Annotated in this window: 17 protein-coding genes and 2 pseudogenes; 17 read left to right on the forward strand and 2 right to left on the reverse strand. The window is 47.3% G+C overall.

Going from position 1 to position 15,015, the window contains the following annotated elements; genetic code table 11:
* The first annotated feature begins 114 nt into the window (after positions 1-114).
* The 5 genes and pseudogenes from QMD03_06380 to QMD03_06400 all read left to right on the forward strand — a co-directional run bounded on the left by QMD03_06380 (position 115) and on the right by QMD03_06400 (position 3,153).
* Positions 115-375, forward strand: a complete 261-nt coding sequence (locus QMD03_06380) for a type II toxin-antitoxin system prevent-host-death family antitoxin (protein MDI6776855.1) — start codon at positions 115-117, stop codon at positions 373-375.
* Positions 376-389: 14 nt separating this feature from the next.
* Positions 390-626 (forward strand): annotated as a pseudogene (locus QMD03_06385) (Txe/YoeB family addiction module toxin).
* 200 nt (positions 627-826) lie between these two features.
* The gene (locus QMD03_06390) at positions 827-1,189 is read left to right on the forward strand and encodes a prepilin-type N-terminal cleavage/methylation domain-containing protein (GenBank protein ID MDI6776856.1); all 363 of its coding nucleotides are present in this window, start codon (positions 827-829) and stop codon (positions 1,187-1,189) included.
* Positions 1,190-1,303: 114 nt separating this feature from the next.
* A complete protein-coding gene (locus tag QMD03_06395; protein MDI6776857.1) occupies positions 1,304-1,942 on the forward strand; it encodes a prepilin-type N-terminal cleavage/methylation domain-containing protein in 639 nt (212 codons plus the stop codon).
* A 14-nt stretch (positions 1,943-1,956) separates the two neighbouring features.
* Positions 1,957-3,153 (forward strand): pilus assembly PilX N-terminal domain-containing protein, encoded by a 1,197-nt coding sequence (locus tag QMD03_06400; protein MDI6776858.1) that lies wholly within the window; start codon positions 1,957-1,959, stop codon positions 3,151-3,153.
* A gap of 218 nt (positions 3,154-3,371) precedes the next feature.
* Here QMD03_06400 and QMD03_06405 read toward each other — a convergent pair whose 3' ends face one another.
* Positions 3,372-3,914: a hypothetical protein gene (locus tag QMD03_06405; GenBank protein MDI6776859.1), complete on the reverse strand. Its 543-nt coding sequence runs from the start codon at positions 3,912-3,914 to the stop codon at positions 3,372-3,374.
* A gap of 332 nt (positions 3,915-4,246) precedes the next feature.
* Here QMD03_06405 and QMD03_06410 point away from each other — a divergent pair, with 332 nt between their 5' ends.
* On the forward strand, positions 4,247-4,489 hold the full coding sequence (locus tag QMD03_06410; GenBank protein MDI6776860.1) for a hypothetical protein: 243 nt from the start codon (positions 4,247-4,249) through the stop codon (positions 4,487-4,489).
* A 2-nt stretch (positions 4,490-4,491) separates the two neighbouring features.
* Here QMD03_06410 and QMD03_06415 read toward each other — a convergent pair whose 3' ends face one another.
* Positions 4,492-4,674 (reverse strand): hypothetical protein, encoded by a 183-nt coding sequence (locus QMD03_06415; GenBank protein ID MDI6776861.1) that lies wholly within the window; start codon positions 4,672-4,674, stop codon positions 4,492-4,494.
* 44 nt (positions 4,675-4,718) lie between these two features.
* Here QMD03_06415 and QMD03_06420 point away from each other — a divergent pair, with 44 nt between their 5' ends.
* The 11 genes and pseudogenes from QMD03_06420 (at position 4,719) to QMD03_06470 (ending at position 14,930) form a co-directional block, all read left to right on the forward strand.
* Positions 4,719-5,072: an NADH-quinone oxidoreductase subunit A gene (locus QMD03_06420; GenBank protein MDI6776862.1), complete on the forward strand. Its 354-nt coding sequence runs from the start codon at positions 4,719-4,721 to the stop codon at positions 5,070-5,072.
* Positions 5,063-5,560: pseudogene (locus QMD03_06425) on the forward strand (NADH-quinone oxidoreductase subunit B family protein). The gene QMD03_06420 and the pseudogene QMD03_06425 overlap by 10 nt, the downstream one beginning before the upstream one ends.
* Positions 5,553-6,074, forward strand: a complete 522-nt coding sequence (locus tag QMD03_06430) for an NADH-quinone oxidoreductase subunit C (GenBank protein MDI6776863.1) — start codon at positions 5,553-5,555, stop codon at positions 6,072-6,074. Before QMD03_06425 ends, QMD03_06430 begins: the two are co-directional and overlap by 8 nt.
* The gene (gene nuoD / locus QMD03_06435; GenBank protein MDI6776864.1) at positions 6,067-7,239 is read left to right on the forward strand and encodes an NADH dehydrogenase (quinone) subunit D; all 1,173 of its coding nucleotides are present in this window, start codon (positions 6,067-6,069) and stop codon (positions 7,237-7,239) included. The genes QMD03_06430 and nuoD overlap by 8 nt, the downstream gene beginning before the upstream one ends.
* 9 nt (positions 7,240-7,248) lie before the next feature.
* Complete coding sequence (gene nuoH / locus QMD03_06440) at positions 7,249-8,235, forward strand: NADH-quinone oxidoreductase subunit NuoH (GenBank protein MDI6776865.1); 987 nt, start codon at positions 7,249-7,251, stop codon at positions 8,233-8,235.
* Between the two features lie 9 nt (positions 8,236-8,244).
* Positions 8,245-8,655, forward strand: a complete 411-nt coding sequence (gene nuoI, locus QMD03_06445) for an NADH-quinone oxidoreductase subunit NuoI (GenBank protein ID MDI6776866.1) — start codon at positions 8,245-8,247, stop codon at positions 8,653-8,655.
* A 108-nt stretch (positions 8,656-8,763) separates the two neighbouring features.
* Complete coding sequence (locus tag QMD03_06450; GenBank protein ID MDI6776867.1) at positions 8,764-9,351, forward strand: NADH-quinone oxidoreductase subunit J; 588 nt, start codon at positions 8,764-8,766, stop codon at positions 9,349-9,351.
* A gap of 17 nt (positions 9,352-9,368) precedes the next feature.
* Positions 9,369-9,680 (forward strand): NADH-quinone oxidoreductase subunit NuoK, encoded by a 312-nt coding sequence (nuoK, locus tag QMD03_06455; protein MDI6776868.1) that lies wholly within the window; start codon positions 9,369-9,371, stop codon positions 9,678-9,680.
* Positions 9,681-9,692: 12 nt separating this feature from the next.
* Positions 9,693-11,678, forward strand: a complete 1,986-nt coding sequence (nuoL, locus tag QMD03_06460; GenBank protein ID MDI6776869.1) for an NADH-quinone oxidoreductase subunit L — start codon at positions 9,693-9,695, stop codon at positions 11,676-11,678.
* 97 nt (positions 11,679-11,775) lie between these two features.
* Positions 11,776-13,482: an NADH-quinone oxidoreductase subunit M gene (locus QMD03_06465; GenBank protein MDI6776870.1), complete on the forward strand. Its 1,707-nt coding sequence runs from the start codon at positions 11,776-11,778 to the stop codon at positions 13,480-13,482.
* Positions 13,470-14,930, forward strand: a complete 1,461-nt coding sequence (locus QMD03_06470; protein ID MDI6776871.1) for an NADH-quinone oxidoreductase subunit N — start codon at positions 13,470-13,472, stop codon at positions 14,928-14,930. Before QMD03_06465 ends, QMD03_06470 begins: the two co-directional genes overlap by 13 nt.
* Positions 14,931-15,015 lie beyond the last annotated feature (85 nt).

Here is a 15,015-nt window from a genome sequence, read left to right on the forward strand (position 1 = left end):
CACAGCAGGTGTAATTAGTAGCTTTTTGGCAGGTAAATACTCTCTGTTAGCCCGACTATCGGCTCTTCGCGGGGGCACTGTGAAATCCATGCGAGTTCTAAAATGAGGTGAAACATGAATGTGGTCACAGTTAATGAAGCAAAACGCAATCTCGATTTGCTGATTGCAAAGGTTATTTCGAATGCTGAACCAACCATTATCACCACGGATACAGGTCAGCAGATCGTTCTCTTACCCTTGGACGAGTTCAACGCATGGCAAGAAACGGCCTATCTCTTGTCTAACCCAGCCAATGCGGCTCATCTCCGCCAGTCTATCGCAGAGGCACAGATAGGGAAGATAGTCGAACGTGAGCTGATTGAGCCAAGAGGTTAGTTTTTACTGAATCCGCGTGGCAGGACTATTTGTGGTTTCAAGAGAAGGATCGTCAGTTGTTGAAGCGGATCAACCAGTTGATTAAGGACACACTGCGTACACCCTTTGAGGGACTGGGAAAACCCGAACATCTGAAGGCAGACCTATCGGGCTATTGGTCACGGCGAATCAACGACGAACACCGTTTGGTTTATGATGTGACCAAAACAGACCTCGTGATTATTTCTTGTCGCTATCACTACACAAAATAGTTGATCCTCACTGCTGCAACTTGTACGAGGACGGCTTGTGAAAGCGAAGAGCGGGCTAACAACGTGTTTGCGATACTTTGCTAAATCTATTCGGGACTTCGCAAACACGCAAATTGTTAATTGGTAAAAGGCGAGAAAGGGAATTTAGGGAGTTGAAAGCTTAAATACTGGTATGGGGGGCAAAAAAAAAGATTATACCGATGTCTGGATTACGTAATAATAAGGGCTTTACCCTTGTCGAGATCATGATCGCTATCTTCATCCTCGTTATTGCCCTGTTAGGATTGATCTCTGTGACCGTCATGGTTATCAAGGGCAATTCCTTCAGCAAAACAATGACCACGGCAACGACGCTGGCTAAGGACAGGATGGAGCAATTGAAAAATACCGCTTATGGAAGCTTGGCCGGAGGTACAGACACGGCAGAGTCAATATATAAGAGGACATGGACAGTTACTAATAATTCCCCTGCCGCCAACATGAAAACGATTGTAGTTACGGTTACATGGAACTGGCAGGGTACAGACCATAATGCGATCCTCACGACTATTGTAGCCCAATAGCGAATCATTTATCCTGAATTACGCAAAATAATTCAGGATTTGGGGCGTAAGCCATAGATTACTCATGCGTAGTGGCAGAATTTGGGACGATGGAGAGTTTTTCAAAGGTTTCTTATGGTTGACTTACGACTTATGACTTACGACATACGACTAAAAGGTAACCAGGACAGGACTTATGGTTTTTCCCTGGTCGAACTGCTGATTGCCATGGCCGTCGGCTTGGTGGTGCTTGGCGCCATGTATAGCGTCTTTACCATTCAGAATAAGACCTTCGGCAATCAGGAGGAAGTCGTAGAGATGCAGCAGAATGCCAGAGCGGCCATGGACATGATGACCCGTGAAATCAGGATGGCGGGTTACAATCCCTCGGGCTTAGCAGATTCAAAAATTGTTAGTGCCGCGTCCAATTCTATTAACTTCACTCTCGACATAACGGATGATGCGGGAACGGGCCCTCCCGATGGAGACACAGGTGATTCAAATGAAAACATCACCTATTCCCTCTATACAGCAGATGGCATACAAAAGCTTGGTCGAAAGTCGAAGGCAGGTGCCACCAACCAACCGGTTGCCGAACATGTTCAATCTCTTGAATTTCAATACTGGCCTAACGCTACACCGATCAATATTCGCCGTATTCAAATTAAAATCACACTGCGGACCTCCAAACCCGATCCGGCATATACCGCCAATGATGGTTACCGGACATATACATTGACGTCCAGTGTAGCCCCGAGAAACCTTGGTCTGTAGTGAGGAGGCAGATTATGAACGCAAAAAAACTGTACAGCAGGGTGGTCAGGAAAAGCGAAAAGGGCATGGTTCTCGTGGTCGGCCTGTTGCTGATCGTTGTCTTAGTTCTCCTCGGGACTACTGCCGTGATGACGAGCACCACGGATATGAAAATCAGCGGCAATTACAAGACGAGCACGCAGGCCTTTTACATAGCGGAAGCAGGTATCGAACATGCGAGGGAGAACGTCCGGCAAGCTATAAACTTAGGTTCTTCACTCTCACAAATACTTGCAGCAAGGGTAGGTGGAAATGGTGTGCTTTCCGATAGTAGTACTATCACCAATTTTTATGCAAACGGAACCTTTGTCACTGATGATGTTCCCTTTATTGCTTCTACAAGTTATGGAGCCGGAAGCTACAGCTACAGGGTTTATCTTACAAATGATGCAACGGATGGGGTTACCTCAGTAACAGACACGAATTATCAGGTTACTCTTACATCTTTTGGTTTCGGTCCTAATAATTCTTTTACCGTTATTCAAGTAAGCATAAAGATGATAGTTCCTCCCAACTTACCCGCTCCGATAACTTTACCTGGTCCAAATGCTATTTTTGACGGACCAAATTCTAATGTTGCCGATGTTACTGGTGGAACAAAGCCTGCTATTTGTGTTGATAATTCAACCGCTGCTGCTTCAGTAAAGGATGGAATTCCAGCTAATCGGTATGGTAATTATACAGGTAGTTGCGCATCAACTCCCTGCATAGAAGCACAGACTATTCCCTCGCCCTGGGGTAATAAAGCTGATTTACTTGAATTATACGCCGATCTTAAGGCTGCTGCCGATTTTACATCTCCGAGTGATACAGGGTTTACATTAGGAACTACTTCAAACAGGAAAATTGTAGTAATTGATGGGAATTACTCTTATACTGGCGCCGGCGCCGGTATTCTTGTAGTAACGGGCAATCTGGTTTTACAGGGAAATTTTAACTATGACGGCATAATTATTGCTGTCGGAAATGGTCATGTTACCAGAAGTGGTGGAGGGAACGGAACGATTACTGGTGGGATAGTTGTCGCAAATACAAATACACCTGGTACAGAGCTTGGGATACCATATATGAGTACTTCTGGTGGCGGCAGTTCGGATGTTCTAACCCCACCAAGTGGCGGAGCACCACCCAATGTTGCGCCTTTGAAAAAGGTGTTGTGGAAACAGTTTTAAAAATGTTTATAATGAAGCATAGATAATAATGTCAATGCCGTAATGGAAAGAACTATCATCCTTTTGCAAGCGCGTTGTGACATGAGAATCAAGGTGGATTGTAAGCTCCCCTTGGCGGGCACTGACAAAGTTCTATATAAATGAGGTTCAAATCATAGACCAACGAGTTATTGTTATTTGGCAAACACATTACGAAATATTTTTGGCAGGAAAAAGATTTATTGACCTTTTGACTTTAAAATTTCATCAAGTGCATCACGCATATTAAAAATTTCAGTGACTTCGTCTTTGAAAATCTCGTTTAAACGATTTAACCTTACTTTGGTCCAGAATGCAGTTAGTTCATTCCACAAATCCTTGAGTTCATCGATGGTCATACTTTTTCTTGACTCAAACTTTTTTTCGAGCTTGTTAAATTCCTGCATAAGATCTGGATCTTTTTTTGTATCTTCTTTCTTGTCTATTTTCGGAGCATTTGACATTGACGGTTTTGGTTCAACTTCTGCAGGGCGTTTTTCCGGCTTCTTGACTTCATAGGTTTCATCAGGGTCTATAGTGGATTTTTCTATTTTCCTCACAGAATTCTTTTCAATCCCCGCAATTCCCCCCCCATAGTAAAAATATATCTGCTCGCCTTCGACCCAGTACCTGGGAGTTGCCAATTCCCCCCCATTTTTTAGCCGAATGAGATAGGAGGCGTCACTGACGGCAGGTATGAGAAGTAGGAGAAATATTATCATTGCTGAAATTGATTTTTTCATAGCGAAAATACCTTCTGTCAAGGTCTGCTCAGGAATTGTACCAAGAATAGATGAAACAGGTTTTTTTGTCGAGCAATTTTTTAGCACGCATCAAATTTCTTGACTTAAAATCCGTGTCGGGATAGGCCGCTTACGTTGGTAGGCGCGAGGGGTATCGAACCCCCGCCCCCTTACCGTGTCAATGCAATTTAGGGGATTCCGCAAAGGCGCTAAGCTTTTTACTCCCTGTGCCTTTGCCCCTATTAACCTGAGTAGTTACTACTAAACAAAGGGTGTTTCTTTCCAGAAACGGGCTTCCGAACAGAGAAGTATGGCTGATTATCCGGAGGACATTGGGAGATACCCGCTCGTATTCTTACTACGTGAGCAATGCCTCGCTGAGCACGCGCTTGAAAACCTTTGTGTGGCTTAGCGGTCTGCGGTGGGCCATTGAACAGTGTTTTGAGGAAACGAAATCCGTGGACCACCATGCCGTTGGTGAAATTCTTAGAACGCCAGCCATCAGAGAACTCATGCTCACCGAAATTGTGATAGGCATTAAACAGATCATTCCATCTTTCCCCTTTACCACTTAAAGTCAGATCAATTGCGCCCTAGTGTCCACCTTCTTCTCCTCCCCTTTCTTTCTTGTCACCTTCTCTAAAAAGCATGGTATGTTGGTCAGTTGCCATTTTCCTTCTTTTTTTTCCTTGACAACAGAGGCAACTTTAGTGTAACGACATCCCGCCTTTCTTATCACCTGGGCAACAAAATGTAACACAAAACAACACCGGTATCTGTAAATTTTTTACTTAGGAGTTAAACATGCTTGCCTACGTTCCCATCCTTATCATGATGTTCGTCGCAACTCTTAGCGCTCTTATTCTCGTGGGCGCCTCTCACATTCTTGGTGAAAGAATAGCAAAAAAGGCAAAGCTTTCACCGTATGAATGCGGTATGCAGACCATAGGACCGACACGGAGAAGGATCACCATCCGCTACTATATCATCGCGATGCTCTTCCTCATCTTTGACATAGAAATACTGTTTCTCTATCCCTGGGCGGTAGTGACAAGGAGCCTTAAACTGTTTGGCTTCGTTGAGATGCTGATCTTTGTGTCCATCCTTTTTATCGGTTACATTTACGTATGGAAGAAGGGGGCTCTCGAATGGGATTAGAAGAAAACTTGCTGATAAAACCCCTGCAGAATATTGTAAACTGGGGGCGAAAGAATGCTATATGGCCTGTCACGTTTGGCCTTGCCTGATGCGCCATCGAGATGATGGTTGCCAGTTCGGCAACCTACGATATTGCACGGTTTGGCGCAGAGGTCTTCAGACCCTCTCCACGGCAGGCAGATCTGATGATCGTCGCCGGGACAGTTACCAGGAAGATGGCGCCAATGTTGAAGAGGATCTACGAGCAGATGGCAGAACCAAAATGGGTCATTGCTTATGGGGCATGCGCATCAAGCGGGGGGGTATTCAAAACGTATAACGTCGTCCAGGGTGTAGACCAGATAGTCCCTGTGGATGTATATGTACCGGGTTGTCCTCCGAGACCTGAGAGCCTGCTTGCCGCCCTCATGAAACTCCAGGAAAAGATTGCCCATGAGGCTCCGGGAGAGAGGAAGCTTTTCAGTTTACCGTGGGGGAAAAATGAGTAGGGCAGATGAGGTTGTCAACAAGTTAAAGGAAAACTTCCACGACAGTATCATCAAGGTTGAGGAATTCAGAGGGGAAGTCAGTGTAACGGTTGAGAAGGACAAAATACGGGACATCATGTTGTTTCTCCGGGATACTGATAAGCTCCTCTACGATATGCTAACCGACCTGTGTGGTGTTGATTATCAGTGTAACGCTGGAGATGCCGCTCGTTTTGAGATAGTTTATCTTTTGCGCTCCTCGAAATTCAATGACAGGTTAAGAATAAAAGCAAGGGTTCGTGAGGAGGAGGATTGCCAGTTATCTACGGTAAGCGATATCTGGAGGGCCGCAGACTGGATGGAAAGAGAAGTGTACGATATGTTTGGAATAAAATTTGATAACCATCCGGACCTGAGGCGAATACTCCTGGTGGATGAATTTGTCGGCCATCCGTTGAGAAAAGATTTCCCCACGGAGGGGTATGATTTTGCTGAACCCTTCTCCGTACAGTTAGAGGAAGAGTTAAATGGCTGAAACTCAATATATGACGATCAATATGGGGCCTCAGCATCCGGCGACACACGGGGTGTTGAGATTGCTCCTCGAGCTTGACGGAGAAATAATCGTCAAGGCGGTCCCCCACATGGGGTATCTCCACAGGGGGGTGGAAAAATTATCGGAAACCATGACGTACAACCAGGCGCTCACCCTCACCGACAGACTCGATTACACCAACGGGCTTTCCAATAATCTCTCCTATTGTCTTGCCGTAGAGAAGCTCCTCGGCATAGAGATACCTAAAAGGGCGCAATATCTGAGAGTGATGTTTGCCGAGTTCCAGAGAATAGCGGCACACCTCCTCTGGATTGCCACACATGCCCTCGATATCGGGGCGATGACGGTCTTCTTTTACGCCTTCCGGGAGAGGGAAACGATCCTCGGGATATTGGAGTTGGCAACAGGCGCCAGGTTGACGCCAAGCTTTATAAGGATTGGCGGGCTTGCCAAAGATATCCCCGACACCTTTGTGGAACCGGCAGGGGAGTTCGTCGCTGATTTTCCTAAAAGGGTGGATGAGTACGAAACCCTTCTCACAGATAACATCATTTGGAAAAAGAGGACCCGGAATATTGGCCACCTCTCCAGAGAGGATGCCGTCAATTATGGGGTTACCGGTCCCGTGCTGCGCGCCTCCGGTGTCTATTATGATGTCAGAAAGGCTTACCCCTACTCCAGTTACGATGAGTTTGACTTCGAGATTCCCCTGGGTGAGAACAGCGATGTCTATGACAGGTACCTCGTGAGGCTAAAAGAGATGAGACAGTCAAACAGGATCATCAAGCAAGTCCTGGATAAGCTGCCGGAAGGGCCGGTGCGTGCCAATGCACTTTCCGTGGTACCACCGGATAAAGAAGATGTCCAGAGTGATATCGCTGCTCTCATCAGGCACTTTAAGATCATGGCCGAAGGATTTAAGGTTCCTCGAGGTGAGGTATATTCGTCAATCGAGTCACCGAAGGGCGAACTCGGTTTTTATATCGTCAGCGACGGGACAAATAAACCCTTCCGGATGAGGATCAGACCCCCTTCTTTTATCAATCTCGGCGCTCTCTCAAAGATCATAGAGGGGCAGATGATAGCAGATGTAGTTGCGGCCATCGGCAGTATTGATATTGTGTTGGGTGAAATAGACAGATAGGAATTTTGTATGGAAACGACCTCTTTTCTTCTCGAAACAGTGATAAAAATTACCGTGCTATTCTCCGTGGTGATGCTTTTCGTCGCCTACCTTACCCTGGTGGAAAGGAAGGTTCTCGGCTATCTCCAGGTGAGACTGGGGCCGAACAGGGTGGGACCTTTCGGTCTGTTGCAGCCCATCGCGGACGGGATAAAGTCATTCTTCAAAGAGGATATCATCCCCTTTCAGGCGGACAAACCTCTCTATGTGATGGCTCCCATGATCTGCTTTATTGCCGCTATTTCCATGCTTGCCGTGATCCCTTTCGGTGATAGGGTCTATTTGTTCGGGCGGGAGATAAAGCTCGTGATTGCAGATGTTGATATCGGGATCCTGTACATTTTTGCCCTGGGAACCCTCGGTGAATATGGGGTGGTGCTTGGCGGATGGTCATCGGGCAATAAATATGGCGTCCTCGGGGCGTTGAGGGCAGCAGCCCAGATGATCAGTTATGAGGTTGCCCTGGGTCTTACCTTGATAGGCGTCGTCATCCTGGCCGGTTCTCTGCGGCTGACAGATATCGTGGAGGCCCAGAGAAACGTATGGTTTATTGTCTATCAGCCGTTTGCCTTTATTTTATACATTGTCGCCGGTCTTGCGGAGGTAAACAGGACCCCCTTTGACATGCCGGAATCGGAAAGCGAGCTGGCCTGCGGTTATAACATAGAATACAGCAGTATGAAATTTGCCCTCTTCTTCATGGCCGAGTATGCCCATATAGTAGTTGTTGCGGCTGTGGCTGCAACGCTTTTCCTCGGTGGATGGATGGGGCCGTTCCTGCCCGGGCCTGTCTGGTTCTTCATAAAAGTCTTTGCGATTATATTTTTCTTTATCTGGGAGCGGGGTACATTTCCCAGGTTCCGTTACGATCACATTATGCAGTTAGGATGGAAGGTTCTCTTCCCCCTGGCGCTCCTCAATGTGGTGGTAACAGCCTTTGTGGTGGCAATTAAGTAAGGTGAAGCGATGATTATTCCACTGTTGAAAGGTTTGTGGCTGACTTTAAAAAGATTCTTCTCAAAGAAGGTTACCATCCAGTATCCGGAGGAGAGACGGCCTATCTCGCCGAGATGGAGGGGCCTCCATTACTTTGAGAAGAATTCTGCGGGAGAAACATTATGCGTGGCATGTGGCTTGTGTGTCGCCGTCTGTCCTGCCCGCTGTATAACCCTTGAAATTTATGAACCGGAGGGCGGCATCCGCTACCCGGCAAGATATGAGATAGATACGCTGAGATGTATATTCTGCGGGTTCTGCCAGGAGGCGTGTCCGGTCAATGCGATAAAACTGGGGCAGAACTACGAGTATGTCCATTACAAAAGGGAAGACTTTTTCTTAACAAAAGAGAAGCTTCTCTCTGAGCAATATAAAAACTGATCATCCCGCTGCATAACAGCCGAAACGGAGGAGTAAGGGCGTTTTCACGTTTCACGCTTTACACCTCACTCTTTTTGTTGTCATGCCGCTGTCCACCGGGGGTAAAAAATGGACTTTTCATTGTTTAAGGTGTTCATCTTCAGTACCGTAGCAATACTTGCCATATTTTCATCTCTGATGATGGTAACAAGGAAAAATCCCATCCATAGCGCATTATGGTTGATCGTGTCGTTCTGCACTATGGCGGTTATCTACCTGATGCTCAATGCCCAGTTTATAGCCGTAGCCCAGGTAATGGTGTATGCGGGTGCGATTATGATGCTGATAATTTTTGTGATCATGTTGGTTCATCTGGAGAAAGATATTGTCTCCGAGAGAAGATTCTCCGCCACAAAATTTGTGGGGGGATTCGTTACCGTCATCCTCCTCCTGGAAATTCTCCTCGTATCCTTATCGTATCAGATACCCGGGAGGGAAGGCGTTTACACCCCGGAGACGGTGGACGCTATCGGAAATGTTAAGGTAGTTGGTAGTTTGCTGTACGGGCAGTATCTGTTCCCCTTTGAGATTGCCTCGATACTGCTCCTCGTCGGTATAGTGGGGGCCGTTGTCCTTGTCCGGGGAAGGCGAAAAACAGGAAATGAAAAGGATAGAGCACTGAAAGCTGAAAGCTCAAAACTGATAGCTGATAACTGAAACACAAGGAGAGAAGAATGTTTTCCGATATCCCTTATAATTTATACCTTGCATTGTCCGGCATACTCTTTACCATCGGGGCGATAGGGGCGATTACAAGGAGGAATGCGATAATTGTCTTCATGTGCATCGAATTGATGTTGAATGCAGTGAATCTCGCGTTTATCGCCTCAGGAAAGATGCTTTCCTCCATGGATGGGACGATATTTGTGTTTTTCATCATGACCGTTGCCGCCGTGGAAGCCGCCGTCGGACTGGCAATATTTGTCATGGTCTTTCGCCTGAAGCAAACGATAAATGTTGATGAGATCAATCTCTTAAAAGGATAAAAGAGGGAGCAAATGGCTGACTACATCTGGCTCATACCGGTATTCCCCGCCATAGGTTTTATCATTAACGGATTATTGGGGGGAAAGACTTCCAAAACGTTTGTCGCCTGGGTTGCCTGTCTGGCCATCTTTCTTTCTTTTCTCGTCTCAGCGGCGATATTTTACGAGTTTTTGCACCTCCCGCCGGCAACCAGAATCTTTGAAAAAGATATCTTCGACTGGATAACCTCCGGTGAATTTAGTGTGCCGATTGGTTTCCGGATAGATGCCCTTTCTATTATTATGTGCCTCGTGGTCACGGGAGTAGGGCTTCTTATCCATGTTTACTCTGCGGGCTACATGCATGACGACCCTGGCTTCCCGCGATATTTCACCTATCTGAATCTCTTTGTCTTTATGATGCTCCTCCTGGTAACCGGCAACAATCTCCTTCTCATGTTCGTAGGATGGGAAGGAGTTGGCCTCTGTTCCTACCTCTTGATAGGTTTCTGGTACGAGAAGGATTCCGCCTCCAATGCCGGTAAAAAGGCATTTATTGTCAACAGAATCGGAGACTACGGTTTTCTGCTCGGAATACTTCTCCTCTTTGTAAGTCTGGGAAGCCACGGTATCTGGACGCTGAAATTTTCCGAGATTCAGCCAAATGCCCACCTCCTCAGCGCCTCTGTCGTTACCGTGATCACCCTTTTATTCTTTGCGGGCGCCACGGGAAAGTCGGCCCAGATCCCCCTCTATGTGTGGCTACCCGATGCCATGGAAGGCCCAACACCGGTGAGTTCCCTCATCCATGCGGCAACTATGGTAACTGCGGGCGTATATATGATAGCAAGGCTTAATTTCCTGTACAGTATGTCGCCGGATACCATGTTTGCCGTGGCGCTGATAGGGGCGCTTACCGCCATGTTCGCCGCCTCCATCGGTTTTGCCCAGTACGATATCAAGAGGGTGTTAGCCTATTCCACCATAAGTCAGTTAGGGTTCATGTTTGTCGCCGTGGGTGTGGGGGCGTATGCGACCGGCATCTTCCATCTGATGACCCATGCCTTCTTTAAAGGCCTTTTATTTCTCGGCGCGGGAAGTGTAATGCATGCTATGAGTGGTGAGCTCGACATGAGAAACATGGGCGGATTGAGAAAAAAGATACCTATTACCTACGGGACATTTTTTATCGCCTGCATGGCCATTGCCGGGATACCCGGCTTCTCCGGTTTCTTCAGCAAGGATGAGATCCTCTGGAAGGCCTTCAGTTCCGGATATATGCTGATATGGCTGATAGCGGCAATAACGGCGGGAATGACGGCATTTTATATGTTCAGATTGCTCTTCAGTACCTTTCATGGCCATTGCCGGGCGTCAGAAGAGGTTAAACATCATATTCACGAATCTCCCAAAATCATGACCATACCCCTGATGATCCTTGCTTTTCTCTCCTTAGTGGGGGGGTATGTCGGAGTGCCCCATATCCTCGGCGGGGAGAACCGCTTTGAAAAATTTCTCGAACCGGTCTTCGGCCCGGCCAGGCATACCGCATCTGCGGCATCTGCAGGGAATTTTGACATTATCAGCAAAGCATGGGCGGGGGAAGGGGCGGCTCACAGCAGTTCTTCTTTAGAACTCAATCTGATGATTCTCTCTGTCGTTATTGCCTTTATCGGTATCTATCTAGCTTACCTGTTCTATATCAAAAAGCCCGACCTGCCAAAGCAGTTTGTAGAGAAATTTTCCGGTTTCTATCACACGGTGCATAACAAGTATTTTGTGGATGAGATCTACTTTACCCTCTTTGTGAGAAGCCTTCTGGGGATCGGCAGGTTCCTCTTACGGGTTGTGGATGAAAGGATTATTGACGGAATCGTAAACGGGACCGGATACCTGATGAGGGGTATCGGCTCTATCATCAGACGCATCGAGACCGGTTATGTGCAGGGATATGCCTTTGGCATGATTCTAGGAGCGATCATCGTGGTAGGATACCTGATCCTGAAGCCCATCATGTGAAACAAGGATTCGAGGGGTCGAGGGGTCGAGTGTTTTCACTTAAATCCTTAAATCCTTGATTCCTTGACTCCTTGAATCCTTCTAAAGGGGTATTTAAATGACTGATATGACCTTTCCTCTACTCTCTATCTTGATCTTTCTCCCCCTGGCGGGGGCAGTGGTGCTTTTTTTAGCGCCGAGAAAGAACGCGCTTTTTATCAAAACATTTACCCTCATCTGCACCCTTTTGGAATTCGCCGTATCTCTCCCCCTCTACTTCTATTTTGATGAGAAAACGACGGGTATGCAGTTTGTGGAAAAGATGGACTGGTTCCCGGAGTGGGGAGTGAGCTACTTTCTCGGGATAGACGGTATCAGCGTCCTTCTCGTATTGCTGACGACATTTCTTACCATTCCCTGTATCCTCTGTTCGTGGAAAGACATCAAGGAAAAGGTCAAAGAGTACTATATCGCCTTCCTTTTCCTGGAGACGGCGATGATCGGCGCCCTCTGCGCCCTTGATCTTGTCCTCTTCTATATCTTCTGGGAGTTGATGCTCGTGCCCATGTACCTCTTGATCGGTGTCTGGGGAGGGCCAAGGCGCATCTATGCGGCGATAAAATTCTTCCTTTTTACCATGGTGGGAAGCGTCCTCATGCTTCTTGCCATCATGGCGCTCTATTTTCATAACTATCATGAAACCGGCATATACACGTTTAATCTCTTAGAACTCTACAAATCTAATATCCCGGTAGCGAAACAGTACTGGCTTTTTGCCGCCTTCGCCCTTTCCTTCGCCGTAAAAGTTCCCATGTTTCCTTTTCATACATGGCTGCCCGACGCCCATACCGAAGCGCCAACGGCGGGTAGCGTCATTCTTGCCGGTGTACTGTTGAAGATGGGCACCTACGGCTTTTTAAGATTCGCCATTCCCCTGTTCCCTGCCGCTGCCTTCGCTGCCGTTCCCCTTATCTCCATCATGGCCATTGCCGGGATCATTTACGGCGCCATCATGTGTATCATGCAGACAGATTTAAAGAGGCTGGTCGCCTTTTCCAGTGTCAGCCACCTCGGATTTGTGATGCTGGGGATGTTTGCCTTCAACATGCAGGGTGTGGAGGGAAGTATCTATCAGATGCTCAATCACGGGATAAGCACAGGGGGATTGTTCCTCATTGTCGGCATGATATACGAGCGAAGACATACGAGGATGATCGCAGATTTTGGAGGCCTGTCGAAAGTCATGCCCGTTCTGGCCACCTTTTTTATGATCATTACCCTCTCCTCTATCGCCCTGCCGGGCACAAACGGTTTTGTGGGAGAATTTCTCATCTTGCTCGGCACTTTTAAGAGCAACATGCTCTATGGAATACTCGCCGCCACCGGTGTGATCTTAGGGGCGGTATATATGCTCTGGATGTTTCAGCGGGTAATGTTCGGACAGGTGACGAAAGAAGAAAACCGGCAGCTTCACGACATCGGCAAGAGGGAAAAGCTGATACTGGCCGCGATAGTCTTCTTTGTAATCCTCATGGGTGTGTATCCGAAGATGTTCTTCAAGAAAATGGATGCCACGGTGGAAGGATATCTCGATTATATCAAGGGGAAGAATTTATACTATACCTCTCTCCCGATGCATCATGGGGAGGCGGCTGTAACGCCGGAAGAGGGTAAAGCAGAATTCAGAAAAGACAATGCGGGATACAGCGGTAAGGCAGCATTCAGGGGAGTTTCGACCGGTTATTCGGCATTCCGCATAAGTGGGGACAGATTTCAAATCTGTCCCCAAGACCACGGAAGGGACATGGATCTATGGTTGTTATGATTCCAGAGTTGGCATTTAGATGGATAATCCCGGAAATCATTATTTCCCTGTGCGCCCTTTTCATTCTTCTCCTGGGGGCTTTCAGCAGCGGCAGGGGTTCGAGAGTTGTCTCGGGCGCTGTATCCCTTATAGGTTCAGCCGTGGCCCTGTATTTCACCTACAACTTGTGGAATGAAAACCTTTCCATATTCAATAACCTTTACACGATAGATAACTTCGGGACCTTCTTCAAGATAGTCTTTCTTATCATCTCTATCCTGATAAGCATTATTTCCCTGAGATACATAGAACGGGAGGATATAAAGCTCCCGGAGTATTACACACTGTTGCTCTTCGGTATCCTCGGGATGATGGTCATGACCTCCTCCACCCATTTCATTACCATCTTCATCGGGCTGGAAGTGATGTCTATCGCGATATACGTCCTCTGCGGTCTTTTAAGGGAGAACGCTAAATCTGTGGAGGCATCACTGAAATACTTCCTGTTGGGGGCGTTTGCCACCGCATTTTTGCTCTACGGGATGGCGCTGGTTTATGGAACAACAGGAGTCCTCGATATCGGGGAAATAAAAGATTATGTGGCTTCGGGAAATTTTTACTTAACCCCCATGTTTGTGGCGGGTCTTGCCTTTCTTATCGTGGGTTTTGGGTTTAAGACGGCATCCGTCCCCTTCCATATGTGGACGCCGGATGTATACGAAGGAGCGCCTACATCCGTCACCGCCTATATGGCGACCGGCGTCAAGGCGGCGGCATTTGGCGCCTTTTTAAGGGTATTTTACACGGCCATGTTTCCTTTTATCGAAGGCTGGTCGGCTATCCTGTGGATCATTGCCGTTTTTACCATGACCGTGGGGAATATCACGGCCCTTGTGCAGGATAATGTAAAAAGGATGCTTGCCTACTCAAGCATCGCCCATGCTGGTTATCTCCTCGTGGCCTTTGTCACAGGGGATATAGTATTAGCCGGGAGCAGTATCCTTTACTATCTCCTTGTCTATACCTTCATGAATATCGGTGCCTTTACTGTTGTAATCCTCATGGGGAAAAACGGCGCGGAGAATACTGATATAGAAAGTTACGCGGGTCTTGCCAAAAGACACCCCTTTATTGCCTTTTCCATGAGCCTTTTCCTGCTTTCCCTTGCCGGCATCCCGCCCCTTGCCGGATTTATGGGCAAGTTCTATGTGTTTAGCGCGGCGATAAAGGCACAATATTACTGGCTGGCGGTTATCGGCGTGCTCAACAGCGCCGTCGCCGCTTACTATTACCTGAGAGTCATGATGTATATGTACTTTAAGGAACCGGTAGGCGAACCGGTGGAGGTTGATATTTCTCCTGGCTATATTGTCGTCATCCTCATCAGTGTCTGGGCGCTTCTCCACATGGGCATCTTTCCCCGAGAATTCCTGTTACTCGCACAGAAATCAGTTAGTATCTTCATATGACAGGGAAAAGGGGCCAGGGTTATTTTTGTATTAACACCGATTTTCGCGGAACAATTTGACATAAGATTTTCGTCGGCTCTTTATA

Source organism: Syntrophales bacterium (genome assembly GCA_030018935.1).
Lineage (GTDB): Bacteria > Desulfobacterota > Syntrophia > Syntrophales > CG2-30-49-12 > CG2-30-49-12.